This is a genomic window from Corynebacterium sp. HMSC074C01, assembly GCF_001814605.1.
Classification (GTDB): Bacteria; Actinomycetota; Actinomycetes; order Mycobacteriales; family Mycobacteriaceae; genus Corynebacterium.
Genome location: NZ_KV817260.1, coordinates 104,718 through 128,802 on the forward strand (window position 1 = coordinate 104,718; position 24,085 = coordinate 128,802).

24 protein-coding genes are annotated in these 24,085 nt (G+C 60.6%); 16 read left to right on the top strand and 8 right to left on the bottom strand.

Annotated features, from left to right (window positions below; all coding sequences use genetic code 11):
• Positions 1–153 precede the first annotated feature (153 nt).
• The 3 genes from hpf (at position 154) to HMPREF2978_RS02135 (ending at position 4,117) form a co-directional block, all read left to right on the top strand.
• The gene (gene hpf, locus HMPREF2978_RS02125) at positions 154–798 is read left to right on the top strand and encodes a ribosome hibernation-promoting factor, HPF/YfiA family (protein ID WP_010189188.1); all 645 of its coding nucleotides are present in this window, start codon (positions 154–156) and stop codon (positions 796–798) included.
• A gap of 273 nt (positions 799–1,071) precedes the next feature.
• Positions 1,072–3,624 carry a preprotein translocase subunit SecA gene (gene secA, locus HMPREF2978_RS02130; RefSeq protein WP_070743880.1) on the top strand — a complete coding sequence of 851 codons (2,553 nt, stop codon included), beginning with the start codon at positions 1,072–1,074 and terminating at the stop codon, positions 3,622–3,624.
• A 133-nt stretch (positions 3,625–3,757) separates the two neighbouring features.
• Positions 3,758–4,117 (top strand): hypothetical protein, encoded by a 360-nt coding sequence (locus HMPREF2978_RS02135; RefSeq protein ID WP_070526233.1) that lies wholly within the window; start codon positions 3,758–3,760, stop codon positions 4,115–4,117.
• A gap of 82 nt (positions 4,118–4,199) precedes the next feature.
• On the opposite strand, the gene HMPREF2978_RS02140 is transcribed toward HMPREF2978_RS02135, so the two are convergent.
• Positions 4,200–4,604, bottom strand: a complete 405-nt coding sequence (locus HMPREF2978_RS02140) for a hypothetical protein (protein ID WP_070526227.1) — start codon at positions 4,602–4,604, stop codon at positions 4,200–4,202.
• A 220-nt stretch (positions 4,605–4,824) separates the two neighbouring features.
• On the opposite strand from HMPREF2978_RS02140, the gene HMPREF2978_RS02145 reads away from it, so the two are divergent.
• The 4 genes from HMPREF2978_RS02145 to HMPREF2978_RS02160 all read left to right on the top strand — a co-directional run bounded on the left by HMPREF2978_RS02145 (position 4,825) and on the right by HMPREF2978_RS02160 (position 6,804).
• On the top strand, positions 4,825–5,235 hold the full coding sequence (locus HMPREF2978_RS02145; protein ID WP_010189184.1) for an HAD-IA family hydrolase: 411 nt from the start codon (positions 4,825–4,827) through the stop codon (positions 5,233–5,235).
• A 12-nt stretch (positions 5,236–5,247) separates the two neighbouring features.
• On the top strand, positions 5,248–5,754 hold the full coding sequence (locus tag HMPREF2978_RS02150) for a DUF6912 family protein (RefSeq protein WP_210383625.1): 507 nt from the start codon (positions 5,248–5,250) through the stop codon (positions 5,752–5,754).
• An 85-nt stretch (positions 5,755–5,839) separates the two neighbouring features.
• Positions 5,840–6,145 (top strand): hypothetical protein, encoded by a 306-nt coding sequence (locus HMPREF2978_RS02155; protein WP_070526223.1) that lies wholly within the window; start codon positions 5,840–5,842, stop codon positions 6,143–6,145.
• A 53-nt stretch (positions 6,146–6,198) separates the two neighbouring features.
• Complete coding sequence (locus tag HMPREF2978_RS02160) at positions 6,199–6,804, top strand: hypothetical protein (protein ID WP_070526220.1); 606 nt, start codon at positions 6,199–6,201, stop codon at positions 6,802–6,804.
• An 84-nt stretch (positions 6,805–6,888) separates the two neighbouring features.
• On the opposite strand, the gene rsgA is transcribed toward HMPREF2978_RS02160, so the two are convergent.
• On the bottom strand, positions 6,889–7,911 hold the full coding sequence (gene rsgA, locus HMPREF2978_RS02165) for a ribosome small subunit-dependent GTPase A (protein WP_070743882.1): 1,023 nt from the start codon (positions 7,909–7,911) through the stop codon (positions 6,889–6,891).
• Positions 7,904–9,208: a 3-phosphoshikimate 1-carboxyvinyltransferase gene (aroA, locus tag HMPREF2978_RS02170; RefSeq protein WP_070526216.1), complete on the bottom strand. Its 1,305-nt coding sequence runs from the start codon at positions 9,206–9,208 to the stop codon at positions 7,904–7,906. Before aroA ends, rsgA begins: the two co-directional genes overlap by 8 nt.
• On the opposite strand from aroA, the gene HMPREF2978_RS02175 reads away from it, so the two are divergent.
• Entirely contained in the window at positions 9,207–9,869 is a 663-nt protein-coding gene (locus HMPREF2978_RS02175; RefSeq protein WP_070743884.1) for an SOS response-associated peptidase, read from the top strand. The two genes, aroA and HMPREF2978_RS02175, sit on opposite strands and share 2 nt — an antisense overlap.
• Before the next feature lie 10 nt (positions 9,870–9,879).
• Here the strand turns inward: HMPREF2978_RS02175 and ybaK are convergent, their stop codons facing one another.
• Positions 9,880–10,383 (bottom strand): Cys-tRNA(Pro) deacylase, encoded by a 504-nt coding sequence (gene ybaK / locus HMPREF2978_RS02180; RefSeq protein ID WP_070743886.1) that lies wholly within the window; start codon positions 10,381–10,383, stop codon positions 9,880–9,882.
• A gap of 37 nt (positions 10,384–10,420) precedes the next feature.
• Here ybaK and HMPREF2978_RS02185 point away from each other — a divergent pair, with 37 nt between their 5' ends.
• Positions 10,421–11,026, top strand: coding sequence for a sigma-70 family RNA polymerase sigma factor (locus tag HMPREF2978_RS02185; RefSeq protein WP_010189171.1), 606 nt, complete (start codon positions 10,421–10,423; stop codon positions 11,024–11,026).
• On the top strand, positions 11,026–11,298 hold the full coding sequence (rsrA, locus tag HMPREF2978_RS12690; RefSeq protein ID WP_010189169.1) for a mycothiol system anti-sigma-R factor: 273 nt from the start codon (positions 11,026–11,028) through the stop codon (positions 11,296–11,298). The genes HMPREF2978_RS02185 and rsrA overlap by 1 nt, the downstream gene beginning before the upstream one ends.
• A 117-nt stretch (positions 11,299–11,415) precedes the next feature.
• Here the strand turns inward: rsrA and HMPREF2978_RS13535 are convergent, their stop codons facing one another.
• Together HMPREF2978_RS13535 and HMPREF2978_RS02190 are read right to left on the bottom strand one after the other, a co-directional pair.
• Positions 11,416–11,490: a 50S ribosomal protein bL37 gene (locus tag HMPREF2978_RS13535; RefSeq protein ID WP_012714902.1), complete on the bottom strand. Its 75-nt coding sequence runs from the start codon at positions 11,488–11,490 to the stop codon at positions 11,416–11,418.
• 95 nt (positions 11,491–11,585) lie between these two features.
• Positions 11,586–11,843, bottom strand: coding sequence for a WhiB family transcriptional regulator (locus tag HMPREF2978_RS02190; protein ID WP_010189168.1), 258 nt, complete (start codon positions 11,841–11,843; stop codon positions 11,586–11,588).
• 577 nt (positions 11,844–12,420) lie between these two features.
• Here HMPREF2978_RS02190 and HMPREF2978_RS02195 point away from each other — a divergent pair.
• Positions 12,421–12,879: a hypothetical protein gene (locus HMPREF2978_RS02195; protein WP_070526206.1), complete on the top strand. Its 459-nt coding sequence runs from the start codon at positions 12,421–12,423 to the stop codon at positions 12,877–12,879.
• Between the two features lie 28 nt (positions 12,880–12,907).
• Here the strand turns inward: HMPREF2978_RS02195 and HMPREF2978_RS02200 are convergent, their stop codons facing one another.
• Both HMPREF2978_RS02200 and HMPREF2978_RS02205 read right to left on the bottom strand, forming a co-directional pair.
• Positions 12,908–14,194 carry an Rv3212 family protein gene (locus tag HMPREF2978_RS02200; RefSeq protein ID WP_070743888.1) on the bottom strand — a complete coding sequence of 429 codons (1,287 nt, stop codon included), beginning with the start codon at positions 14,192–14,194 and terminating at the stop codon, positions 12,908–12,910.
• The gene (locus tag HMPREF2978_RS02205; protein ID WP_070526202.1) at positions 14,191–15,579 is read right to left on the bottom strand and encodes a DEAD/DEAH box helicase; all 1,389 of its coding nucleotides are present in this window, start codon (positions 15,577–15,579) and stop codon (positions 14,191–14,193) included. The genes HMPREF2978_RS02200 and HMPREF2978_RS02205 overlap by 4 nt, the downstream gene beginning before the upstream one ends.
• A 102-nt stretch (positions 15,580–15,681) precedes the next feature.
• Between HMPREF2978_RS02205 and HMPREF2978_RS02210 the strand changes: the two genes are divergently transcribed.
• The 5 genes from HMPREF2978_RS02210 to HMPREF2978_RS02230 are packed head-to-tail and all read left to right on the top strand — an operon-like array spanning position 15,682 to position 24,065.
• Positions 15,682–15,903 carry a DUF3107 domain-containing protein gene (locus tag HMPREF2978_RS02210; RefSeq protein WP_070743909.1) on the top strand — a complete coding sequence of 74 codons (222 nt, stop codon included), beginning with the start codon at positions 15,682–15,684 and terminating at the stop codon, positions 15,901–15,903.
• A 32-nt stretch (positions 15,904–15,935) separates the two neighbouring features.
• Complete coding sequence (locus HMPREF2978_RS02215; protein ID WP_070526200.1) at positions 15,936–16,877, top strand: DUF3152 domain-containing protein; 942 nt, start codon at positions 15,936–15,938, stop codon at positions 16,875–16,877.
• A gap of 29 nt (positions 16,878–16,906) precedes the next feature.
• Positions 16,907–17,680, top strand: coding sequence for a hypothetical protein (locus tag HMPREF2978_RS02220; RefSeq protein WP_070743890.1), 774 nt, complete (start codon positions 16,907–16,909; stop codon positions 17,678–17,680).
• A 3-nt stretch (positions 17,681–17,683) separates the two neighbouring features.
• A complete protein-coding gene (locus HMPREF2978_RS02225) occupies positions 17,684–20,860 on the top strand; it encodes an ATP-dependent helicase (protein WP_371326354.1) in 3,177 nt (1,058 codons plus the stop codon).
• Entirely contained in the window at positions 20,853–24,065 is a 3,213-nt protein-coding gene (locus HMPREF2978_RS02230) for an ATP-dependent helicase (RefSeq protein ID WP_070743894.1), read from the top strand. Before HMPREF2978_RS02225 ends, HMPREF2978_RS02230 begins: the two co-directional genes overlap by 8 nt.
• Positions 24,066–24,085: the final 20 nt, after the last annotated feature.

Genomic DNA, 24,085 nt, shown 5'->3' on the forward strand with positions numbered 1-24,085 from the left:
TTAGGTGGAGGGGGCCAGTCACCGCGTTGGTTATGACCAGTGGTAGCATGAGGGGTGTCACAGGGAAGCGGGCTTTCGGCCCCTCATCACAGGCTTGTGGAAGTCCGCAGAATGTGCAGTCATTCAGTCCCCACGAGTATAGGGAGGCATTTCATGTCCCAGCAGACCAACGCTCAGGTCACCATCACCGGCCGTAACGTGGAGGTTCCGGAGCACTTCCAGGAACGTGTCACTGAAAAACTAGCCAAGATCGAGCGCCTTGATCCGACCCTGACCTTCTTCCACGTGGAGCTGCAGCACGAGCCGAACCCGCGCCGCGAGTCCGAGGCAGAGCGTCTGCAGATCACCGCTACCGGTAAGGGGCACATCGCTCGCGCCGAGGCGAAGGAAGATTCTTTCTATGCGGCACTCGAGACTGCCCTGGGCAAGATGGAGCGCTCCCTGCGCAAGGTTAAGGTGCGCCGTGAGAACGTGAAGTCCGGCCACCGCGCCCAGAAGGGTACTGGCCAGATCGCTGCTGAGCTGGTCGCTGAAGCTGAGGCAGCTAAGCCTGCTAAGGAAGAGCGCTACATCGATCCCTACGCCGAGACCGTCGAGGATGTTCGCCCGGGCCAGGTCGTCCGCTTCAAGGAGCACCCGGCAACCCCGATGTCTGTCGATGATGCGCTCAGCGAGATGGAGCTGGTCGGCCACGACTTCTACCTTTTCATCAACGAGGAGAACAACAAGCCTTCCGTGGTTTACCGCCGTCACGCATTCGATTACGGTCTCATCTCCCTCACGGATGCTGATGCTTAAGGCCTAAGCCTTAAAGGCCTTGGGGCCTAGTGCACAGGCTCCCTGCCCCGCAGCGCACACGCGCAGCGAGACAGGGAGCCTTCTTATTTCTCTATTAAGCATTGTTAATCTTTGATCTTCTCTTTTTCGTGACGGATGAGGGGGCGTCCTGCAAACGCCGGGGTGGGGGGCAGAATTACGCTTTGGTCTGGGTGGCGAACTGTAAGGGAAAAGCTAGTGAGTACAATGGCGACGAGTTAACTTATTTGTCGCGACAAGAAGGACTATCTAGACGTGTTTGGACTTTCCAAGCTGCTCCGTGCCGGTGAGGGACGCACCGTCAAGCGCCTGGCCAAAATTGCAGATGATGTTATTGCCCTAGAAGATAAATTCGCGGCGCTGTCGGACGACGAGCTCAAGGCTAAGACTGATGAGTTTAAGAAGCGTCTGGCGGATGGCGAAAAGATGAATGACATCCTGCTCGAAGCCTTCGCCACCGTGCGTGAGGCCGCCTGGCGTGTGCTTGATCAGAAGCACTACAAGGTGCAGATTATGGGTGGTGCCGCCCTGCACTTCGGCAACGTCGCTGAGATGCGCACCGGTGAGGGCAAGACCCTGACCTCGCTGCTGCCGGCCTACCTCAATGCGCTGGAGGGTAAGGGCGTACACATCGTGACGGTCAACGATTACTTGGCCAAGCGTGACGCCGAGATGATGGGCCGTGTCCACCGCTGGCTGGGCCTCACTGTTGGCGTCATCCTCTCCGAAATGCGCCCTGCGGAGCGCAAGGAAGCTTATGCTTGCGACATCACTTACGGCACTAACAATGAGCTGGGCTTTGACTACCTGCGCGACAACATGGTCCGCTCGCTCAATGACACGGTCCAGCGTGGCCACAATTACTGCATCGTGGATGAGGTTGACTCCATCCTGATCGACGAGGCCCGTACCCCGCTCATTATTTCCGGACCGGTCGACGGCTCCTCCCAGTTCTACGGCGTTTTCTCCAAGTTGGCGCCGAAGATGCGCGAGGGCATCCACTACGAGGTGGACCACAAGAAGCGCACCATTGGTGTGCTGGAGGAGGGCGTCGAATTCGTCGAGGATCAGCTGGGTATTGAAAACCTCTACGCCCCGGAGCACTCCCAGTTGGTGTCCTACCTCAACAATGCTTTGAAGGCGAAGGAGCTCTTCACCCGCGATAAGGACTACATTGTCCGCAACGGCGAAGTGCTGATCGTGGATAGCTTCACCGGTCGCGTTCTGGCTGGTCGTCGCTACAACGAAGGCATGCACCAGGCCATTGAGGCAAAGGAAGAGGTGGAGATCAAGAACGAGAACCAGACTCTCGCCACCGTTACGCTCCAGAACTACTTCCGTCTCTACGACAAGATTTCCGGCATGACCGGTACTGCAGAGACCGAGGCTGCTGAGCTGCACTCCATCTACGGGCTAGACGTGGTGCCGATTCCGACTAATAAGCCGAACCAGCGTACCGACCACTCCGACCGCATCTACAAGACCCAGGAAGCCAAGTTCGCTGCGGCGGTGGATGACATCGAGGAGCACGTTGCCGAAGGCCAGCCGGTGCTGGTAGGTACCACCTCCGTGGAGCGCTCCGAGTACCTCTCGCAGCTGTTGAGCAAGCGCGGAATCAAGCACTCGGTGCTCAATGCGAAGCACCACGAGGAAGAGGGTCAGATCGTCGCCCGTGCCGGCCGCCCCGGCGCCGTAACCGTAGCCACCAACATGGCCGGCCGCGGTACCGATATCGTGCTCGGCGGTAACCCCGAGGTCATCCTGGATGAGAAGCTGCGCGAGCGCGGCCTCGATCCCTTCGAGGATGAAGAAAAGTACCAGGAGGCCTGGGACGCAGAGATCGATCAGGAGAGGGAACGCTCCAAGCGCCTGGGCGACGAGGTCCGCGAGGCCGGCGGCCTGTACGTATTGGGCACTGAGCGCCACGAGTCGCGTCGTATTGATAACCAGCTGCGCGGCCGTTCCGGCCGTCAGGGTGACCCGGGTGAGACCCGCTTCTACCTGTCCATGCGTGATGAGCTCATGGTGCGCTTCGTGGGCCAATCCATGGAAAATATGATGAACCGCCTCAACGTGCCGGATGATGTGCCGATTGAGGCCAAGATGGTGTCTAACTCCATCAAGGGTGCACAGGCGCAGGTGGAGAACCAGAACTTTGAGATGCGTAAGAACGTGCTCAAGTACGATGAGGTACTCAATGAGCAGCGCAAGGTTGTATACGCCACCCGCCACGACATCCTCGAGGCCAGCGACATCAAGGACAACATCCGCGAGATGATCAACGATACCGTGTCTGCTTACGTGGCGGGCGCGACAGCCACCGGATACGTGGAGGACTGGAACCTAGACGAGCTGTGGAATGCGCTGGAGTCCCTCTACGGGCCGACTATGACGCACGAGGAGCTTGTCGACGGTACCGAGTACGGCTCCGCCGGCGAGATCTCTGCGGAGCAGCTGCGCGATGCACTGTTGGTTGATGCGAACTCTGAGTATGACCAACTCGAAGAAGCCGTGAGCGCCATCGGCGGCGAAAGCCAGATGCGCAATACCGAGCGCATGATCATCCTGCCGATTATTGACCAGAAGTGGCGCGAGCACCTCTACGAGATGGATTACCTCAAGGAAGGTATCGGTCTGCGTGCCATGGCGCAGCGCGATCCTCTGGTGGAGTACCAGAAGGAAGGCGGCGACATGTTCAATGCCATGAATGACGCGGTCAAGGAAGAAACCGTGCGCCAGCTGTTTATGCTGCGCAAGCAGTTCAAGGCGCAGGAAGAGGCGAATGCCGCGGGTGAAGCGGAAGCATAGGACAACACTGAAGCGCCAGCGTTAGCCAACGCAAGACGCCGTGGGAATCTTTCCCCACGGCGTCTTTTTATTGGAAGTAGTTAGGTATATACTGGCAGAACGTTAATTGTTTTTCTTCGGAGGTTGAGTTAGTATGCGTCGCTTGTCTCTGCGAGTAGGTCTATCCGTGTTCGCATCTGCCACCCTGCTGGGTGGCGGCGCAGCTGCTTCGGCTTTGGAACTAACCCCGGAAGAGCAGTGTCAGCTGGCCTCCGTATTGGACTCTCAGAGCGATGACTCCTTGAAGGACGCTGCACTTAGCTCACAGGATGTTGTCTCCACTCAGTGTGGCGCGGTGCCTGAACCGGAAAGCTTTGATGAAGCTACTGCGAAGCTTCCCGTGGTTGGGGCCACCATGTTTGGCGGCATCAGCCTAGCTTTGGTGAGCGCTTCTGCGGCCTTCGCCGGAATCGATTGGACACCCATCCTGATCAAGCTGGGATCGCTGTTCTAAGACCAAGGCTAAGCCATAGGTTTGCTTTCTAATCCTCTCTAAAACCTCAAGAACCTCGTCCTCAGAACCTCTTTCTCTTGAGTCAGTGGGTTTGCAGGCCGCCCGAAAGTAAGCGGAATGACCGCAGGTATCGGCCGGTTGCAGCGCCGGTAAAAGCGCGCCGTGTTGAGCCTAAGAGCACCGAACCGAAGAACTCACCATTTGAGCGCGCGTGTAAGCTGCGCAGCGTCATTCCTCCGTGTGATTCCGCCGCTGCCTGGGCTTTCCTCCAGGCGCGCACATGCTTAGTGATTTCCGGGGCAAAGCGCGGGTTATTGAGATGACTCAAAGGCCGCAAGGCGGCGGCGACTTCGAGAACTATGACAACGAGACCACGGATCTCTTCCCGCGTGGCTAGGTCGCGAGCTGTGGGCTCGCGCTCGTAGCGGATGCGTTGCGGGGCAACATACAGTTGTAGGTGGCTCATGCCGGGGATGGGGGTGTACATGTCAATCGCGTCCTCTTCCGCAATGCGCGGTACGGAGGAAGGCGCTGAAGCAACGAATGGGAAAGGGCACAGAGAAGGAAGCTGGATGCACGTTCATTGTGCCATGGCAGCCCCGTCTGCGGCTAGAGCTTTGCAGCGCATCGGCCGGTGAGAGCAGGCGGGCGGTATGTTCGCTATACTTTCGGACGATAAACACAGTTCAATGCGAAGGGTAGATAAAATGCGTGGACTCATCGTCGATTTTGTAGGCGTGCTTGACGGCACCGAGGAGGACGTCAAGCGCTGGAGGGAATTATTCGCCGCCGCGAAATCCAACGGAGTTGCCACCGCTATCCTTTCCAACGATCCGGGCGGCCCAGGCGCGGAGCACATCCGTGAGTGGGAATACCGCGGCATCGTGGATGCCGTGGTGCTCTCCGGCGAGGTTGGCGCTGAGAAGCCGGACCGTGCTGCCTTCCAAGCCGCGGCAGATGCTATCGACCTGCCGATTAATGATTGCGTCATGGTGGATGATTCCATCGTTAACGTGCGCGCTGCTGTGGAGAACGGCATGGTGGGCATGCTCTACACGGTCTTCGATCGCACAAGCGTTGAGGTCCAGGCAGTCTTCGACATTGAAGGTGAGTTCTAAGTGTCGAAGGATGTGCGCGTCTTCCTGCCGGCTACCTTCGGCATGCTGGCTGAGCTTGAGGAGACCGGCCAGCTCGCCGCCCGCAGTGGTTGGGGTTTTGCGTTAACGCCCGCGTTGCGTGAGTTCTACACCGAAGGCGACGAGGAAGAAATTGAGTACTCTGCCTTCCTTGAAGCGTCCATGGCTTCATTGCGCCTGTTGGCTGTCGGGGATGAAGAAGAGTTTCCCCACCGACGCGTGGTCATCTCCGTCGACGTGGATGAGTCCGTGGTGACTCCGAAACCGGACATGGGCGAGCCTGTCGTGGCCCTCAATCCTGCCACGATCACGAAGGCTAACCTGCAGGCCATCCACGTGGATATCGAGGAATCCGAAGCCGCTACGGCCAAGGCTATTAACGCTATCGACAACGCTGATCTCGGGGATGAGGACGCTGAGCTCGTAGTCGGTGATGCTTTGGATAATTTCATGGCTTTTTATGACCCCACCGAACTACCCATCCTTGTGGAGCTTCTTTAGGGATCTTCTTGCCAACAATCACCGGTGCCTCACGCGTGGTGCTAGTCTAAGCCTCTAACGCCATCGCTTAAGAAGGAGCACCACCGTGAAGAGAGCCCGTCTTGCTAGCCTTGTCACCGCCGCTGCCCTGAGCACCGCTGCGCTTGTCGCCGCACCAGTTGCCGGCGCAGAGGAGCCTGCAGCGCCGATCGTGCAGGAGCACGCGGAGCGCAGCAACCCAGACCCCAAAAATCCGGATCCTGATATGGGTGTAACGACCCCATGGCTGCGAATCCTCGAGGGCTCCTCGCAGGGGCCAGTGGCCGTCGTTATCGCCATCCTCTTCGGCATCATCAGCATTGGCTTCGCCGCCTACAAGGAGTTTGGTGATTACCTGCCCAAGTTGGGCTGATTGCTGATATTCTGCGGGGGTAAAACTCAGCTCTATCGAGAGGTTTACTCAGTATGTCTTCCTCCCGTCTTCGCCGTGTGGTGGCTACCTCGACCTTGTCCGTCGCGCTTGTGGCTGGCGGTGTCGTTGCCCCGACTGCCGGTGCAGTGACCACCTCCATCAAGAACGATAAGTGCACCATCACCTTGAACGAAGAGGAAGCCAGCGACCTGAAGAATGCGGAGTCGAAGGATAATGACGTCGACAGCAGCTTGCTGAAGAATGGCCTGAAGATTTCGCCCAAGGACGCGGAGAAGCGTGCTCGCGACGTAGAGAACCAATCGGACGAGCTCTACCGTGCTCTGGCTGGCTATGAGGCAGAGGTCGAGCTCGGTGATGAGGACGCCGTCAAGCGCGCAAAGAACAACATTGCGGTGGTAGAGGCCTTCCGTGGGATTGCGCCGGACTACGTCAAGGCCCTCAACGCCTGTGCGAAGAAAGAAGAGTTCAATAAGGAAGAGGAGACCGGTGGCAACACCTCCTCCAATATCGATACCGGCGGCGCTATCATCCTCGGCGTTTCCGGCGGCTTGGCCGTGATCCTTATGGTTCTCCGCGCGGCTGGTCCCTTCCTTAAGACCGTTCTGCCGCCGCAGCTGGCGGCAATGCTTCCGCTCTAAAACTTAGGTGCCATTAGAGCGCGTAAAGCTCTTCCTGTACTACGCGTAAGGCCTTTCCAGCGCTACGCCTAAGGCCTTTAGGCTTTAGGCCCAATCGACGTTGGTGCGCAGGGAAGCCAAAAGGCCCCGCACTGCGTCGCGACGGCGCGCAGACGCCGTTCCTTCTTCGATGCTGAGGTCCAATCCGCATTCGGGGTCCGCGGGTGGCCCGGCGTGGGTGCATCCACGCGGACAATCCTCAATTGCTTCGGCAAGGTCATCGAAGACCTCAATGACGTTTTCCGCATCAATGTGGGCTAAGCCGAAGGAGCGGATGCCTGGGGTATCAATGATCCATCCGCCATGCGGGGTGCTCCCTTCAGCAGGCAACCGCAGCGCCACCGACTGCGTCGATGTATGGCGGCCCTTGCCCACAGCGGAGACTTCGCCGGTTTCGCGGTTGGCATCCGGTACCAGCCGGTTCACCAGCGTGGATTTTCCTACGCCCGAATGGCCGATGAGGGCCGTGACATGTCCATCAATTGCGGCACAGACCTGCTCCAGCCTATCGTCCACGCCAGCTTCCACCACGGTGACATCCAAGTCCGCGAACTCTTGGGCGAACGGAGTGGGGTCGGTGAGGTCGGTCTTCGTCAGACACAGGACGGGCTGGATATTGCCGGCGAAGGCCGCGATGAGAGCACGCTCCACGAATCCGGAGCGCGGCGGTGGATCCGCCACGGCGCTCACGATCAGGAGGCGGTCCGCATTGGCCACCACGATGCGCTCATAAGGATCCGTATCATCCGCGGTGCGCCGAAGGACGGAAGTGCGCTCCTCTAGCTTCACGATGCGCGCGAGGGTGTCCTTCTTACCAGAAGTATCGCCCACGACGCCGACCCGATCACCGACCTCTACGGGCGTGCGGCCCATCTCGCGGGCGCGCATGGCGGTAACAACCGGGCCATCATTATCAAGGGCAACTCCCCAGCGCCCGCGGTCCTTGGTGATGACCATGCCGAACTTGGCATCCTTGTGCTTCGGACGGTCCTTCGTGCGAGGGCGCGAGCCTTTACCCGGCCGGATGCGGACATCTGATTCGTCGTAGCTGCTCGCGCGCCTAGCCATGGATCATGGCCTCCCACATCTTGGCGAAGCCGGGCAGAGTCTTGGACGTGGTGTCGATGTCCTCGACCTCGACACCGTCGACTGCCAAGCCGATGATGGCGCCAGCGGTGGCCATGCGGTGGTCGGCGTAGGAGTGCCACTGGCCGCCGTGGAGTGGGGCAGGGGTGATGCGGAGGCCGTCGTCAAGCTCGGTGACGTTGCCGCCAAGGCCGTTGATCTCCGTAGCGAGGGCCGCCAGACGGTCCGTCTCATGGCCTCGCAGGTGCGCGATGCCGGTCAGCGTCGACGGCGTTGAAGCCAGAGCGCACAGCGTAGCCACGGTAGGGGTGAGCTCACCGATATCTCCCATATCGAGATCGATGCCGCGCAGGCCTGCTAGACCCTCCTGCGGGCCGGTGACCTGCAGGTAGGGATCCTGGCGAGGGGCCTGCGGGACGTACTCAACCTGTGCCCCCATCTGCTCCAGGATGCCGCGGAAAGCATCACCTGGTTGGGTCGTTTCCTCCGGCCAATTCAGAATGCTCACGCTGCCGCCTGAGACGGCGGCAGCGGCAAGGAACGGAGTGGCGTTGGAGAGATCTGGTTCGATGTACCACTCGCGTCCCTTAATCTTCCCGGGCCGGACGACCCAATTGTCGTCGCCCGCGAGCACGTGCACGCCGGCCTCACGCAGCATGCTAATGGTCATGAGAATATGCGGTTGGGAAGGGACGGTGCCGCCTTCGTGGCGCACGCTGATTCCGTTGCGGTAGCGCGCCCCGGCCAGAAGCAGCCCGGAGACGAACTGGGAAGAAGCGGAGGCATCAATGGTGACTTCGGCGCCCTCCGGAGTGCCATGAGGCGTGATGCTAAGCGGCAGGCTATCGCCTTCGATGTCGACCCCCAGCTCACGCAAGGCCGTGGTCATCGTGGACATGGGGCGCTTCCGGGCATAAGGGTCACCGTCGATGACAACAGGCCCATCCGCCAGCGCTGCCACCGGAGGCAAGAAGCGCATGATCGTGCCAGCCAGGCCACAATCCACGGTCGCCCCATGGAGCTGACCCGGCGTCACGCGCAGGTGCGGTCCCCACTCGGAGATACCTACGCCCATGGCCTTCAAAGCTTCTTTCATCAGGTCAGTATCGCGGGACACCAGCGGGTTGTAGATGATAGAAGGTGAGTCAGCCAACGCAGCGAGGATGAGGGCGCGGTTGGTCATCGACTTTGACCCGGGAACTTCCTGAGTCCAGGACAGCGGGCCGGTGGGTTGGGGAGCACTCCAGAATGCAGACATGTAGTCCATAATAAAGGGCATGTGCGGAAGATTTGTTCTGTTCACCGAGTCCCTACTGGAGGAAATCGGAGCGTGGGAGTCCATCACGGAGGTCCACGCGCCGGAAGGCCTGCCGCCGGCACGCTATAATATTGCTCCGACCCAGCCCATAGCCATCGTGCGGGTTGCGGAGGAGACCGCCCGCGTGGAGCCAGCCCGCTGGGGGCTTATCCCGCATTGGAAGAAAGACCTCGATGGCCCGCTGCTGTTTAATGCCCGCGCGGAAACTGTGGCGCAGAAACCTTCCTTCCGCGATGCCTTCAAGGCGCAGCGCTGTGTCATCCCGCTGGATGGCTACTACGAGTGGAAGGCTGGAGAGGACAAGAAAGCCAAGAAGCAGCCCTACTATGTGACCGGGCCCGATGGTCTGCTGTGGGCGGCTGGTTTGTGGGCCACGGGGATGGATAGGCTTTCGGCCACTATGGTGACCACGGATGCCACGGAGGAGATGGCGTGGCTGCACCACCGCCTGCCCAAGTTTCTGTCTACAGAAGAGATCGCGCCCTGGCTGGCGGGAGAGGCACTGCTGGAGCCGAGCTCCGTGCGCGGCTTTCAGGCACGCCCGGCAGACCCCGCGGTGGGCAACGTGCGCAACGACTACGCAGAGCTTATCGACGAACCACCGGCCACCACCCTCTTCTAGTTCGCGAGAACTAGTCGGCGAGAACGTCGGCGAAGGAGAGCTCCAGCACGCGGGGGAGATCCTCCGGATTCATCTCGATGTCGAGGCCACGCTTGCCTCCGGAGAAAAGGATGGTGTCGAAGAGCAGCGCGGTCTCGTCAACGACAGTGGGCAGGACATGCTTGTGCCCCAACGGGGAGATACCGCCGGGGATATAGCCGGAGGACTTGGAAGCGTCGACAGGCGCGGCCATCGTGGCCTTGGATGCGCCGAAAGCGGCGGCGGCTTTCTTGAGGCTGAGCTGGTGAGTGACTGGAAGGACACAGACGGCGAGTTGGCGTTTAGGGCCTTTGCCAGCGCTCAGATCAATGACGAGGGTTTTGAAAATGCGCTCAGGGGCAACATCGAGGGCCGCAGCGGCTGCCTCACCGAAGTTTTCGCGACCGCCATCAAAGGTAGAGACGCGGTGGTCAATACCTGCCTCTTCGAGGAGTTTGAGGGCGGGGGTAGCGGCACGCGGGGTCTTCTTGGACATATAAACCACCCTAGTCCGGAGCGCTAGGATGGTCGGTATGGCCACAGAAACGACGAGCGAGATGCTTCAGAAACAGCGGTTGTTTGAGGAGCAAGCCTTGCCCTTGCTGGACCAACTCTACGGCGGAGCGATGCGTCTGACGCGCAACCCGCAAGACGCGGAGGATTTGATCCAAGAGACCTACCTCAAGGCCTTTAGCAACTTCGATTCCTTCAAACAGGGCACGAACTTGAAGGCGTGGCTGTACCGCATCATGACGAATGCCTACATCAATTCTTACCGGAAGGCCAAGCGCCGCCCGGTGGAATCCTCAGCGGATGAGCTGAGTGACTTTCAGCTGTATACCACGTCCGGGCATGATTCCACGGGCCTGGAATCAGCGGAGGTCGAAGCACTCAAGCAGATGCCGGATTCGGAGATTTCCGAGGCCATGAATGACCTGCCGGAGGATTACCGCATGGTGGTGTACTACTCGGATGTGGTGGGTTTGGCCTATAAGGAAATCGCAGAAGTGATGGGCACCCCATTGGGGACGGTCATGAGCCGCCTCCACCGCGGAAGAAAATTGCTTCGCGCGGCGTTGAAGGACGTAGCACGAGAAAAAGGCATTGGTCGCAACCACCCAGAGATGGAGGAGAAGTAATGGAACGCGCAACAGGACGCAATTGCGGTGCGTGTAACTCTCCCGAGGTTGAAGCGCTCTTTCGGGAGCTGTTCGATGAATCAACCAGCTATGCGCGAGCACTGGAAATCCGCGAGCATCTCGCGCAGTGCGATGCCTGTCAACAGCGCGTCGAGAGTGAAGAAGTAATCCGAGCGCTCGTGCGCAAATGTTGCGGGGGACAGGCTGCACCGCAGTCACTGCGCCAGCGCATTTGCGTGGAAATTACGCGGACTGAGATTACCTGGGGCTAGGGCCGTTGAGGCCACATTAACGCCTAGGCCAAGTTAGATAGGCCTCGGCGTATAAGCAAAGGGCTCGTTCCCGTCCTCTGAATGAAGAGGGAAACGAGCCCTAATTGATTGCTGACGTTATGCGTTAGGACGCTTGCCGTGGTTAGCGGACTTCTTACGGCGATCCTTGCGCTTACGGCCACGCTTGCTCATCGCGTACTCCTTCTGTTAAGGGTAAATGAACTTATTCAACTGTAGCGGCAGGGTATGCCGGGGTGTTAATCGGGGGTGCAGTTTTTGAGGACTCTTTAAGCAGAGACGCGGGCACGGCCGCGGCTGCGGTTGCGGCGCTTGATAGCGCGACGCTCCTCTTCAGAGAGGCCGCCCCACACACCGGCATCCTGTCCGGACTCGAGGGCCCACTTGAGGCAGGAAGAAGCAACCGGGCAGCGGTTGCAGACCAGCTTGGCCTTAGCGATCTGGGTGAGTGCAGGGCCGGAATTGCCGACAGGGAAGAAAAGCTCCGGGTCTTCGTCGCGGCAAACAGCTTCGTGGCGCCAATCCATGATTGAAATCTCCTAACAAATTTTTGACAGCAGTGAGTGAAAGCAGGCGCACCAAGGGCAGTCCACAGCTGTGAACTGTTCCGAGTGCTCCGGGGGTTTAAGTGAACTGGTCTGCGGTCAGTGGGGCCCTGTCTCGAGTTAGGGCCAGCGTCGCCGCCGCCGTGGTTCACTTGCGGTTAACTTGGAGGTTTCTCCGAGTTAAGAACTGATTTAACAGCTCGTTGTTTTTGCTACCTGAGAATAATGACACGTTTACTCAAACTCCGCTAGGGGTAGAGGTCAAAAAGTGTCCAAAGTCACTAAATAAATTCCGTCAATTCATACATTTGTTATGGATTGGGTCCTGTAAGAACCCTGTCAGTAACGTCTCAACCTGCGGTGATGGGGGAAATGGGGTGAGTGTGGTGACCTGGATCGCGTCAAATCCGGATTGCTTCCTCTGCCCCCGAAACGTGGAAGGCAGGTAGCTCAAGCTGAGCCTGGTGACGTTGTATTCGGAAAGGGGATATCTGTGGGCGCGTGAAGCACTGGCGTGGAGTAGGCCTAAGCGTGGAATAGAGACGTAGACTAGATACCCGTGAATAAGAAGCAGAAACAGTCCTCGACCACGCCTGCCCGCACAACCGGAGGCCGCGCCCCGGGGGCGGTGATAGCGGCTGCCGGCATTGCCGTGCTCCAGTCCATCGCGGTTATTATCTTCGGAATTTTCCTCGTTGTTCGTGAGCTAACGGGTGCTGAAAATGACTCTATGGTTTCCGATTCTGGGGCGGCGGGCTTCGTCGGCCTAGGTACGGCTATCTTCGTCTTTATCGTGTTCGGCTTTGTCATCCTTGCCTCGTGGGCCTTCGTTAAGGGCAAGCGCTGGGGCCGCGGAGCTATCGTGCTCGTGGAATTTATTTTGGGTGCCATCGCCTTCCAGATGTTCAGCGGAGGCTCCGCAGCGCTCGGCGCCGTGACGCTGGCCAGCGCAGCGGTGGTACTTTACCTGCTCATGATGCGACCCGAGGCGGCGCAATGGGCTGAAAGCCACTTCTAGGTGAGCTGCTTCTTAAACAACTAAGAAGTTAAGAGGCAGTGAGCGCCACGGCGGTGTTTCCACGCTGCTCGGTGATGGCCGTGCCCGCAAGAGTTAGCGAAATTGGACCGGTATAGCCGTCACGGTCAATAGGAATGCTGCGCTCGGTCTTTCCAGTAGCCCAGTCCACCACGTCGATTCCTTCCTCCGTGGGCACTAATAGCCGCTCGCCGACGGCGATGCCGGTGCCGACTGCCTGCTCCAGAACGTGGTCCACTTTGAGCTCGGTTGGGCTAAAGAGATAAAGACGCTCACCGTCGAACCACGTCATGTGGTGGGGCAGATCAGCGACCGCGGGGGCGAAGGGGGAAGCGGAATTCGTGATGGCCTTTGAAGGCTCCACGTCCGTGGAGGAGAGCGCTTTGCCCTCAAAGTCATAGGAGACGATACGTGGCACATCGCCCGGCAGGAAGACCGCAGCGGCCTCCTGACCATAGGCAATGAGACGCGCGCCTGGGTTATTAATCTCGATATCCTTGGAGATTTCCGGCGAACGCGCATCCTCTGGAGTGGCGTTTTGGATGCGCAGCCACGTGGAGTCTAGAGAATCCGGACAGGATTCGGTCACCGCCATCGTTTCGGTGCGGGTCAGCGCTGAGGTGATGGCGCAATCCTCGTGGGGTTGGAGGTTCGGTTCTTGTTTGGCTTCGACATCGCCATATTCAACGGTGCGTACTAGGTCAGAGCGCCATAGTTCTACGCGCTCGGCGGAAACGGTGCCCACGCGGTCATTCGACACAATAGGGACCACCTGCTCGGAATTGCGGGCGCTGCGGGTATCGGAGTACTGGCCGGATACCGCATCGATGGCTACCACATCGCCGCAGCCATTTCCCACATCATAGGTGGCCACGATCTTGTTCCACGCCGTGCCGAGCGAACAGAGGTCGGCATCGCGGCGCTGGTAGGTCCAGACCGTATCGCCAGAGGCATCCGAAGCGCGGAGGGTATCACCGTCATGGGTTATCAGCAGCCCCTTCGTGGATATCGCGCGGGACTGGCCCGGCACCACAGTGTTGGGGAGGCTGAAGGATTCAGTGAGGGAGTTGGGGACGGACTCGAGAGTCTGAGTCTCGGCATCAGACGCGGTATCGACAGCGGGAGTAAGCTCCGACTTGTGGATCGGTGCCGTAATCACCGCGCCGCCAATAGCAATGGCACAGACCGCGCTGATTGTACCCACAGCAAGCCAGTCTGCCTTGGTGGAACGCAAAATGGGAGCCTTCTTCCCGGGGCTTTGCTTCTTCGCGGATTCCGGGCCCTGCTCGGTGCTCATCGGCGTCCTCCTTGGCGGGGCTTGCGCGTGCGGGAACGGGTGCGGCGCGAGGCGCGGGCAGATGCCGTGGAGGAACGTGGTGAGCCTCCACGCGACGACTCCCCACGTGAGTTCGAGCGCCGCGGTGCACCCAGCACTTTTGTGGGTGGGCCGACGGTGTCAGCAACCGCCTCTGGGATATCGAGGGCTTCCGCAAGCTCCGGGGAGGTGCTGAACCACTGCGGTGGCTCTGGCTGGCCCAAATCAAGATCATCGTTGATGACTTGCCATTTGCCCAGCTCGTCGTAGCCGACGAGAGTGATGGCCGTGCCCGTGTGCCCCGCGCGGCCAGTTCGTCCGATGCGGTGGACAAAAGTCATCGGATCATCGGGTACCTGGTAGTTGATGACGTGGGTGACATCCTCAATGTCGATGCCGCGAGCGGCGACGTCCGTGGCCACGAGAATCTCCACGGTGCCTTCCCGGAAGGCATTGAGCGAGCGTTCGCGTGCTTTTTGGTCCAAATCGCCGTGGACCGCGCCCACGCGAAAGCCGCGCTGTGCTAGCTCGTCCGCGACGGCAGCGGCTGAGCGTTTCGTCCGCGTGAAGATGATGGTGCGCCCGCGGCCTTCTGCCTGCAGGACCTTTCCCAAGACCGCGATCTTGTCCATACGGTGTGCCTGGAAGGTGACCTTGCGCGTGGAGGAATGGGTGTGCTGGGCGTCACCAGACTCGGCGCGGATGTGGACCGGCTTTTCCAGGAAGGTACGTGCCAAGGTCACGATGGGCCCAGGCATGGTGGCGGAAAAGAGCATGGTCTGGTGCGGGTTGCCGTGCAGGAGCGAGAGGATCTTCTCGATATCCGGCAAGAAGCCCAAGTCCAGCATCTCGTCGGCCTCATCCAGAACTAGAACGCTGACGTGGTCGAAGGAGAGATGCTTCTTCTGGCAGAGATCGAGCAGGCGGCCCGGGGTGCCGACGACAACGTCCGCACCCGATTCAATCTGTGTGATCTGCTCTTCGTAGGGGCGCCCACCACACAGGGTGACCACGCTGAGCGGAAGGTTCGCGGCGGCGAGCTCCAGATCCCCGCTGACCTGGATGGCTAGCTCGCGCGTTGGTGCAATGACCAGTGCGCGGGGAGTCCCATCGAGCTCCGGAATGTCGGCGTCATCGAAAACGCGATCCAGCAGCGGGACACCGAAGCCATAGGTCTTGCCCATGCCGGTGCGCGCTTGACCGATGAGGTCCTGGCCATTCAAGGCAATGGGCAGCGTGAGCTCCTGGATGGCAAAGGTGTGCGTAATCCCGTTGTCAGCGAGGGCATCGCAGATCTCTACAGCGACGCCGAGTTCGGCAAAGGTAGGGGATTCGCGGGAATCGCGGGAAGATTTCGGGGCAAGCACACCTTGATAGTAGAGGACGTGGCTATAGTGGGGCCATTAGAGCGCCGGGGCGCAGTTCTCACGGCACCGATTAAAGAACACGATTTAAGGGAGATGCACCACATGGATATCAAGTTTGGTTTTGTCGATACCGCCCGCGAGCTGGTTATTCACGCGGATGGTGAGCGCGAAGAACTGACCCAGACCATCAACAACGCCTTGGCAGACAACTCCACCCTCGAATTGAAGGACACTAAGGGCCGCTCTTACATCGTGCGCACTGAGCGAGTCGTTTACGTAGAGATCGGCACTGCACGCGCGCACACCGTCGGATTTGCGGGCTAAGTACGCGCGCGCTGGCTCAGCGGGTAGCCTAAATGGCCATGGAGAATCCCGCGGATTTTAAGCAGCACCCACACCCCGCCTCAGCGGTGGAGCGCTTCGCTCGTGAGTACGGCTGGTGGCGTGTGGTGGCGATCCCCGTCATGGTCGTCATCACTGTGTGGGTACTGGTTGATGTTTTCCGCTCGCCCGCCCAAGATGCGGAGGTGACGGCGGCAGGGGAGACGTCGGCAAGCAGCACCGCCGCATCCGCCTCCTCGCGTAAGGGGCCTGACCCTGCCAACGCCAGCGCGGTCGCCGCCGCCAAGGATGGTTTGCCTGCAGGCGGTGACTTCACCGAGCAAGGTGAGGAAACCTACCGCGATGCAGGGCCGTCCACCATGCACGCGGGCAAGGGCGGGAAGCAAACCATCCGCTTTTCCGTTGAGATTGAAAACGGCATCGACACCTCCGCATATGGTGGGGACGGTGCTGTCGTTGCGCTTGTCGACGCCACCCTGGCCGACCCTCGCGGGTGGACGGCCAACGGAGACTTTGAATTCATCCACGTCAAAGCCGATGACAACCCCGATACGCACATCCGTCTGACATCATTGGGAACCACGGCGAAGTTGTGCGGCGCGCAGTTGGAATCAGAAACCTCCTGCCACACGACCATTACGGGGGAGTCCGCGGTCAACCTCAACGAGTCTCGGTGGGTGCGTGGCGCGACGCCCTTTGAAGGAGACTTGGGCAATTACCGCCAGTACCTGATCAACCATGAGTTTGGCCACGCTATCGGTTTTGCAGCGCATCAGGCTTGCGGCGGGGACGGTAAACTCGCGCCGGTCATGATGCAGCAAACGCTGAGCTTGAACAACGCCCAGCTTTTTGAGAAGGAACCCAACGAGGTTTATCCGGACGAGGATGTCACGTGCGAGCCGAACCCGTGGCCCTACCCGAACCCGGCTAATTCTGATCACGCTAAGCCCGAGTAGGTCGCCCACAATTTAAGGATTGTTTCCCCATGCCATTGCCACCTGAGCCCGTTCTTGCCGCTTTCAACGCCGAGTTTCACCCGCGCCGAACACAGGGTGAGCTCGTGGGTCCTGCGTGGGATAGCGGGATCCGCGTGGGCGATATTGTCTTCGCCGAGGCGCGGCCGTGGACTGGCTGGTCCGCCAAGGTTCGCGAGAAACTCAGCCTGCCGGGAGCGCGTATTGCCCGGCCAGTGCTGACTGCGGATGGTCGCTACACTGCTGCCGGATGGAAGGCCACACAATTTGTGGAGGGGCAGTTGCGGGGGCGCATCGATGAAACGGTGCAGATGGCGCTACGCCTCGATGAAGCGCTCGAGTTGGCGCCGTTGCCGACGGTTGATCGGCGCGATGATGTGTTTGCACGGGCAGAACGGGCAGCGTGGGAGGAGAGCGGCGAGGCCTATTCCGATGCTGAGCTTGCGCAGCTCCCACTTGTCACCGCCCACATGGACGTGCTGGGCACCACGGTTTTTTCTGGGGCGAACCCGCCGGCGCTGACTGATATCGTTCCTTCCGCGGCACCGCGCCCGGTTGGCTGGTCCGCCGCGCTGGTCATGGTGGATGGCCTCATCGCAGGGGTGGTGGATGATGATATTTGTGCCCGCTTTGCGGCGGTTCCCGGTATGCGGCAGCTGCTCTTGCGCGCGGTGGCGTACCGCCGTTACGTCAATACCCTGCACCCGCGCTCTAAAGCGACCGTGCGTTCGAATATAGAGAGGGTGGAAGAGGCCCTCGTGTCCGCGGCATCTGACACACTATAGGGCGTGAAGTACAGCAGCGAATCCCCCACACGTACCGGCGTCACGCTTCCTCCCTCACCGGAAGTCCGCCTCATTCCCCGTAGCCGCCGCGCCACGTCGCGCGAATGGGATGTTCCTTTGCCGCAGCAAGGTACCTGGCGGGTGCTTGGTGCGGCGGGGTCAGGGGTGTCAAGCCTGCTGATCGACGTTGTCTTGGCACAGCTGAATGCTGGAGCCGATGCCTCCGGCATCCTTGTTGTTGCCCCATCCAAGGAATCCGGTTCGCTGCTGCGCCGGGAATTGGCAGAGAACCTTGATGACTATGCCGCACAGACTTCGATGGTGCGCTCGGTGCACTCATTGGCTTTTGCGCTGCTGCGCCAAAGCAGCGAGGAGGAGCTGCGTCTCATCACCGGTGCGGAACAGGATGCAGTGATCCGTGAACTGCTACAGGGCCATGCGGCCGATCGCCGGGGCGCGTGGCCAGAGGAGATGCGCCCGGCCCTGGAGTACGTGGGCTTTGCGCGCCAACTGCGTGACTTGTTGCTGCGCGCCATCGAACGTGGCCTGGGCCCGACAGACCTGGAAGAGCTGGGGGAGCGCTACGGCCGCCCCATGTGGGTGGCTGCCGGAGATTTCCTGCGCGAATATGAGCGCACTCAGGCGCTGGCGGGTTCGCATTCCTATTCCGCTGCGGAATTGGTCAGCCAGGTGCTTTTGCGCCCGGAGCTGTTGCGCGAGCACCCGTGGCACACCATCGTGGTCGATGACGCGCAGTTGCTGGACCCGACCTCCGGCCAGCTGATCGCGGAGCTGGCGAAGACCGCACGCCTCACCGTGATTGGTGGTGACCCCGACCAAGCGGTCTTTGCCTTCCGCGGTGCTAATTCAGATTTCCTCACCACCTGGAAAGCAGAGAACGAACTTCGCCTAAGTTCTACGTACCGCAGGCCGTCCCCGGCGTGCGTGAGCGTCGTGGATTCCCGCGGCACCTTGCGTGATGTCCTGGCCAATACGGTTCGCCGCCGGCACTTAGAAGACGGCGTGGACTGGCGTGATATCGCAGTGATCGTGCGCTCTACCGGGGATATTGGATCTGCCCGTCGCACGCTGCTTTCTGCTGGCGTGCCGGTGCACATCAACCCCACGGACGTGGTGCTCGCTGAGCAGCGCTTGGTCAAAGCAGTACTTCTGGCTTTGCGTGCTCTGGAAAATGAGCTTGAGCCCGTGGAGCTCGAGGACCTGATTACAGGTCCCGTGGGCGGCGCTGATCCGGTGACTCTGCGGAGGCTCATCCGCGGCCTGCGCCGTTGGAAGCCGGAGCAGCGCGGAATGAATACACTGCGGGAGTTGCTGGACGGTGAGTTGCCGGACTTCAATAACCTCCTCACCGAGCGCGAGGAAGCGATTTTGGCGCGTATTCGCGGGGTGCTGTCTGCCGGGCGCGCGGCCTTGCAGCAAGGCGCTGCTGTTGAGGAAGTCCTGTGGGAAGTGTGGCAAGCCACCGGTTTGGATACACGCCTACAGGCAGCAGCCCTGCGCGGCGGTGCCGCGGGTTCGCAGGCGGACCGTGACTTGGACGCGATGATGGCCTTGTTCGACGCCGCCGGCGATTACGCCGAGCGTCGTCCGGCGGCGTCGTTGGAGTCCTTCATTCTGCACATCACGGAGCAAGAACTGCCCACCGGCGTGCGGGATCGCCGCTCGGCCTTGCCCAATGCAGTAGAAATCCTCACCGCGCACGGCGCAGTGGGGCGCGAGTGGGACACCGTCATCGTGGCGGGCGTTCAGGAAGGAACATGGCCCTCGGTAGGGGAGACCGGCTCTCTTTTTGGGCAAGAAGATCTCATCGATGTGCTGGATCGCGGCATCACTCCCGGCACCCCAGTCAGCCACGTGTCGGGGCGCTTGGCGGAGGAGCGCCGTCTCTTCCACGTGGCCACTACCCGTCACCGGCAACGGCTGCTCATCGTGGCGGTGGACTCACCGGAGAGCGATGTCGTGGAAGAACCCTCGCGTTTCATCGACGAGTTCCTTTCCGCTCGCGGCGTTGATGTTCCCGGCGCACAAGCGCGCCGGGAGGCGGGCAAGCGCCTCGCACGCCAGGCCTGGCCACGTGAGTTGGGCCTCGAGGTGCCGGAGCCGAATCCGGTGACGCTGCCCAGTGCTGCTAGTGGGGAGGAAGAGCTCGATCCTCTCGATGTCTCCGTACTCTCGGTGCCCGCGTTCGTGGCGCAACTGCGCCGTTGTGCAACTGATCCGGAGACCAATGAGGCGGAACGTTCCCAGGCGGTCCGGCAGTTGGCCCGTTTGGCGGAGGCTGGGGTCCCTGGGGCGCATCCGGATCAGTGGTGGGCCGCGCGCGGCGTGGCTTCGGAATTGCCGCTGCGTGGTTCGAGCACGGTGTCGCCATCCCGGGTCGATGCCTTGCTCACGTGTCCGCTCAACGCGGTGCTCGGGCAGCTCGTGGAGGATGATTCTGCGAACATCAACCTGCTACGTGGTAATTTGGCGCATGCTTTTTTGGAAGCGCTGGGGCGCGGTGCTGCCGCCGAGCCTGCGAAGCGGCTTGTGCTCGATGCCTTCGATGCGCTTGTGGAGGGGCCAGCGTGGCATCGCGAGGCTGAGCGTGTGGACTTTGAGCGCCTTATCGACCGCACTCATAGTTGGGTGCTCTCGAGCTCTACATCACTTGAACCCGTTGGCGTTGAGGTCCCCGTCAACGTGGACATCGGCTCCGATGTCACCATTCGCGGGTTCATTGACCGGTTGGCGAAGGCCGGGGAAGACTATGTCGTGGTGGATCTCAAGACGGGGACAAAAGTCCCGTCGGCGGCCCGCGCCCAAGACAATACCCAGCTCATGACATATCAGTTGGCGCTAGCACACGGCGCGCTTGTTACAGCACCCGCGGAACCTGGCGGCGAGTCGCAGGCTGTGTCTATCCGGACCGGTGATGGCCTGCCGCGTGGCGGAGGTGTTCTGGTGTATCCGCGCTCCAGTACTGCCGCCGTGTCCACCCGGGAGCAAGCCACCAAGCCTCCTGAAGAGCTCGAAGAATTTGCGCAGTCGCTGCCCGCACTCGTGGCTGAGCTGCGTGGTCCGGACCTGACCGCACGTGAAAACGCTGATTGTGATCGCTGTCCGATCCGCTCTATCTGCCCTGTGATGAATGAAGGAGGTCTGGTGACCGATGCCTAAGAATCCCGCTCAACACTTCAGCCCTGAGGAGCTGGCTGCCGCGCTGGGCAAGCCCTTTCCGCCCACCCCGGAACAGGCCGCCGTTATTGATGGCCCGCTTGGACCGAAGCTCGTCGTGGCCGGCGCAGGCGCTGGTAAGACGGAGACGATGGCCTCGCGTGTTGTATCGCTCGTGGCCAATGGGCTCGTGCGGCCTGAGCAAGTCCTTGGCCTAACCTTTACCCGCAAGGCAGCCCAGCAACTAGAGCAGCGCATCCGCCGCCAGCTGCTAACCCTGCGTTCCTCTGGAATCCTTGCCCCGGGCAGCCCAGCGGCAGAAGCAGTGGAAAATATCGCGCCAAACGTGTCCACCTATGACTCTTATGCGGGCGATCTTGTCCGCGAGTATGGCCTGCTCATGCCGGTCGAGCCGAATGCCCGCATCATCACCGAGGCGGAACGCTATGCCATCGCCCACGAGGTGGTCAGCAATTACTCGGGTTCGCTCAGCACAGATAATGCGGTGGCCACGGTCACCGCTACCTTGCTCAAGCTCGCGGAAACGATGGACGGAGAGCTTAAGAATCCGCAGGATCTCTATGAGCACGAGGACATCTTCCGCAAGACCGCTGAGGACCTAGAAAAGAGCAAGAGGACCAAAGGCGAGTTCGGCAAGGACTTGCAGAAATACCTGGATACCCAACGCCTGCGCCTGGAGTACCTGCCCTTGGTGGAAGCTCTCAAGAAGGAACAAGCGGAGCGCGGGGTCATCACCTTCGGTGAGCAGATGTCCATCGCCGCCACGCTGGCCAAGAACTTCCCGCTCTTAGGTGAGCAACAAAGCGCGCGTTACCGCGTCATCATGTTGGATGAGTACCAAGACACCTCCCATGCGCAGCGCATCTTGCTGCGCTCGCTCTTCGGTGGCGAGCGTGAGGGTCTATCAGTTACTGCGGTGGGTGACCCCATGCAGTCCATCTATGGCTGGCGTGGCGCGACGGCGGAAAACCTGGAAGCTTTTGTCACAGACTTTCCGCAGCCGGACGGCACCCCGGCCCCGAAGGACCAACTCACCACCTCCTGGCGTAATCCCTCGACGGTACTCAGCTTGGCTAATGACGTGGCGTCGAAGCTCTTCTCCTCAAGCCCCGGCGAGCGCCCAGTAGATGAGCTGTCGCCCAAGCCCACGGCGCCGGCCGGCAAGGTAGAGCTGGGCTATTTCGCTTCTGAGGACGAGGAGCGCGCTTTCATCGCTGAGCATCTCCGCCAGCTTTATGAGTCCACGCCGGAAGGCGAGGATTTCAATGCCGCCGTACTCGTGCGCACCAATAAGCAATCGCCGTTGATCGCCGCTGCCTTGGATGAGGTCGGTGTGCCCAACGAGATCTTCGGCCTCGGTGGACTTCTCTGGCAGCCGGAGATCCAAGATCTTGTGGCGGTAGCCACGCTTTTGGTGCGTCCACAAGACACCGCCGCGGCGCTGCGTGTGCTGACCGGACCGATGTGCGGTCTGGGCATCGCCGATATCCAGGCGCTGCATTCGCGTCAGCGTAATCTCGCCGGCGCCACCGAAGGCCGCACGCGGTGGGAAGGCGGTGATCCCCTGGCGCACCTAGCCGCCCAGGTTGAGGAGATTACCGCGGAGGGGCCGGACCAGGTGCTGGGGCTTGCCGACGCCCTCGCAGACCTCGGCGAACGCGATCGCTACAGCACCGAAGGCTTGGAGCGCATGGAGGAGGTCTCCTCTAAGCTGCGCTACCTCCGTACCTATTCTTTGGGCAAGACTCTCAACGACATCGTGGCCGATATTGAGCTTCTCTTCGGCTTGCGCACCGAAGTCCTCGCCTCAGGCAAGCCGGGCGGGGCAACGCACCTCGACGCCTTCGCCGACTTTGTCGCGGGCTTCCACGGTGATGGCTTGGCTGGCCTTTTGGACTATCTTGAGTTGGCTAAGGAGAAGGAAGACGGGCTCGAGCTGGGAGAGGTCCCGCTTGTGCGCAACCGCGTGCAGATCATGACGGTGCACAAGGCCAAGGGCTTGGAATGGGAACACGTCTGCGTGGCGCATGCGGATTCCTCGAGCTACAAGGCGCAGGCGGAGACCTTCCTGACCAAGATCGAAAAGGCCCCAGGTGACGAGGACGTCATCGATGTGCCCGAGGATGCGGTGACGCGCTCTGACTTTGATAAGGCGTGCACGGCTTTCAAAGAACAGAACCGCGAGTTCCAAGCAGAGGAAGCGGCGCGTCTTTTCTACGTGGCCATGACCCGCACCGAGTCCACGCTGACGGTGACTGGTTCCGGCACGAATAGACTCAAGGGAAAGAGCAAGAAGGGCCCCTATTCCTACCTGCAGTTATTAGCGGATAAGCATCCGGAGCTGATTGTCCATTGGGATATCCCCGACATCCCTGTGGAAGAGGAGGAAGGAGGTGCAGTTGAGGCCTCTTTCCCTTCTTTGAACCCGCAGTCGGAAGCGCTGCAGGCAGCAGAGGCGGTACGCGCGGCAATGGAGAACCTCCCTCCGCTGCGCGATGGCGAAGTCTTCGGTCTCTGGGAACAAGAGGCGAGCGCGCTCATTGAAGAGCACAAAGCGCTGCAGGCCCCGGTGGTCGATGTAGAACTACCCGGCGAGCTGACGGCCTCTGACATGGTGGCCATGTCGGCAGACCCCACCCAATTCGCACGCCGCCAGCGCCGCCCCATCCCCTTCAAACCTAATTCCTACGCCAAGCGCGGCACTGCTTTCCACGCGTGGCTGGAGGATCGTTTCGGCGCGCCTGCCTTGCTGGGGGAGGATGAGCTGCCCGGTTCTCATGATGAACCGGACCACGACTTGGAGTCCCTCAAGGAGTCCTTCCTAGATTCGGAGTGGGCACAGCGCACGCCGGCTTTCGTAGAGGCCCCTTTCGAGATCACCATTGGCGATTCCGTCGTCCGCGGCCGCATGGATGCGGTATTCCAACAGCCGGATGGCTCGTGGCTCATCGTGGACTGGAAGACTGGCCGCCGCCCCCAGGGTGCTGCTCTGTACTCGGCGCAGATTCAGCTCGCCGTCTACGCGGAGGCATGGCGGCGCATCCATGGCGTGGAGACTGTCCGCGCGGCTTTCTTCTACGTGCATGAGAACTATCTTTTGGAGCCGGAGGACTTGCCCACCGGGCCACGGTTGGCTGAGCTTTTAAGCTCTGCAGTTTCCACGTCACCAGGGTTGAGTCTAAGGTAGTCTCACGAGGAAATCCGCAT

Bases quoted from the DNA above. Each gene is read 5' to 3' on its own strand.
- HMPREF2978_RS02140 (WP_070526227.1), bottom strand. From the start codon at position 4,604: ATGTACACCCCCATCCCCGGCATGAGCCACCTACAACTGTATGTTGCC.
- HMPREF2978_RS02175 (WP_070743884.1), top strand. From the start codon at position 9,207: ATGTGCGGAAGATTTGTTCTGTTCACCGAGTCCCTACTGGAGGAAATC.
- hpf (WP_010189188.1), top strand. From the start codon at position 154: ATGTCCCAGCAGACCAACGCTCAGGTCACCATCACCGGCCGTAACGTG.
- ybaK (WP_070743886.1), bottom strand. From the start codon at position 10,383: ATGTCCAAGAAGACCCCGCGTGCCGCTACCCCCGCCCTCAAACTCCTC.
- rsgA (WP_070743882.1), bottom strand. From the start codon at position 7,911: ATGGCTAGGCGCGCGAGCAGCTACGACGAATCAGATGTCCGCATCCGG.
- HMPREF2978_RS02215 (WP_070526200.1), top strand. From the start codon at position 15,936: ATGGCCATGGAGAATCCCGCGGATTTTAAGCAGCACCCACACCCCGCC.
- HMPREF2978_RS02145 (WP_010189184.1), top strand. From the start codon at position 4,825: ATGCGTGGACTCATCGTCGATTTTGTAGGCGTGCTTGACGGCACCGAG.
- HMPREF2978_RS02135 (WP_070526233.1), top strand. From the start codon at position 3,758: ATGCGTCGCTTGTCTCTGCGAGTAGGTCTATCCGTGTTCGCATCTGCC.
- HMPREF2978_RS02160 (WP_070526220.1), top strand. From the start codon at position 6,199: ATGTCTTCCTCCCGTCTTCGCCGTGTGGTGGCTACCTCGACCTTGTCC.
- rsrA (WP_010189169.1), top strand. From the start codon at position 11,026: ATGGAACGCGCAACAGGACGCAATTGCGGTGCGTGTAACTCTCCCGAG.
- HMPREF2978_RS02230 (WP_070743894.1), top strand. From the start codon at position 20,853: ATGCCTAAGAATCCCGCTCAACACTTCAGCCCTGAGGAGCTGGCTGCC.
- HMPREF2978_RS02220 (WP_070743890.1), top strand. From the start codon at position 16,907: ATGCCATTGCCACCTGAGCCCGTTCTTGCCGCTTTCAACGCCGAGTTT.
- HMPREF2978_RS02200 (WP_070743888.1), bottom strand. From the start codon at position 14,194: ATGAGCACCGAGCAGGGCCCGGAATCCGCGAAGAAGCAAAGCCCCGGG.
- HMPREF2978_RS02210 (WP_070743909.1), top strand. From the start codon at position 15,682: ATGGATATCAAGTTTGGTTTTGTCGATACCGCCCGCGAGCTGGTTATT.
- HMPREF2978_RS02185 (WP_010189171.1), top strand. From the start codon at position 10,421: ATGGCCACAGAAACGACGAGCGAGATGCTTCAGAAACAGCGGTTGTTT.
- aroA (WP_070526216.1), bottom strand. From the start codon at position 9,208: ATGCCCTTTATTATGGACTACATGTCTGCATTCTGGAGTGCTCCCCAA.
- HMPREF2978_RS02190 (WP_010189168.1), bottom strand. From the start codon at position 11,843: ATGGATTGGCGCCACGAAGCTGTTTGCCGCGACGAAGACCCGGAGCTT.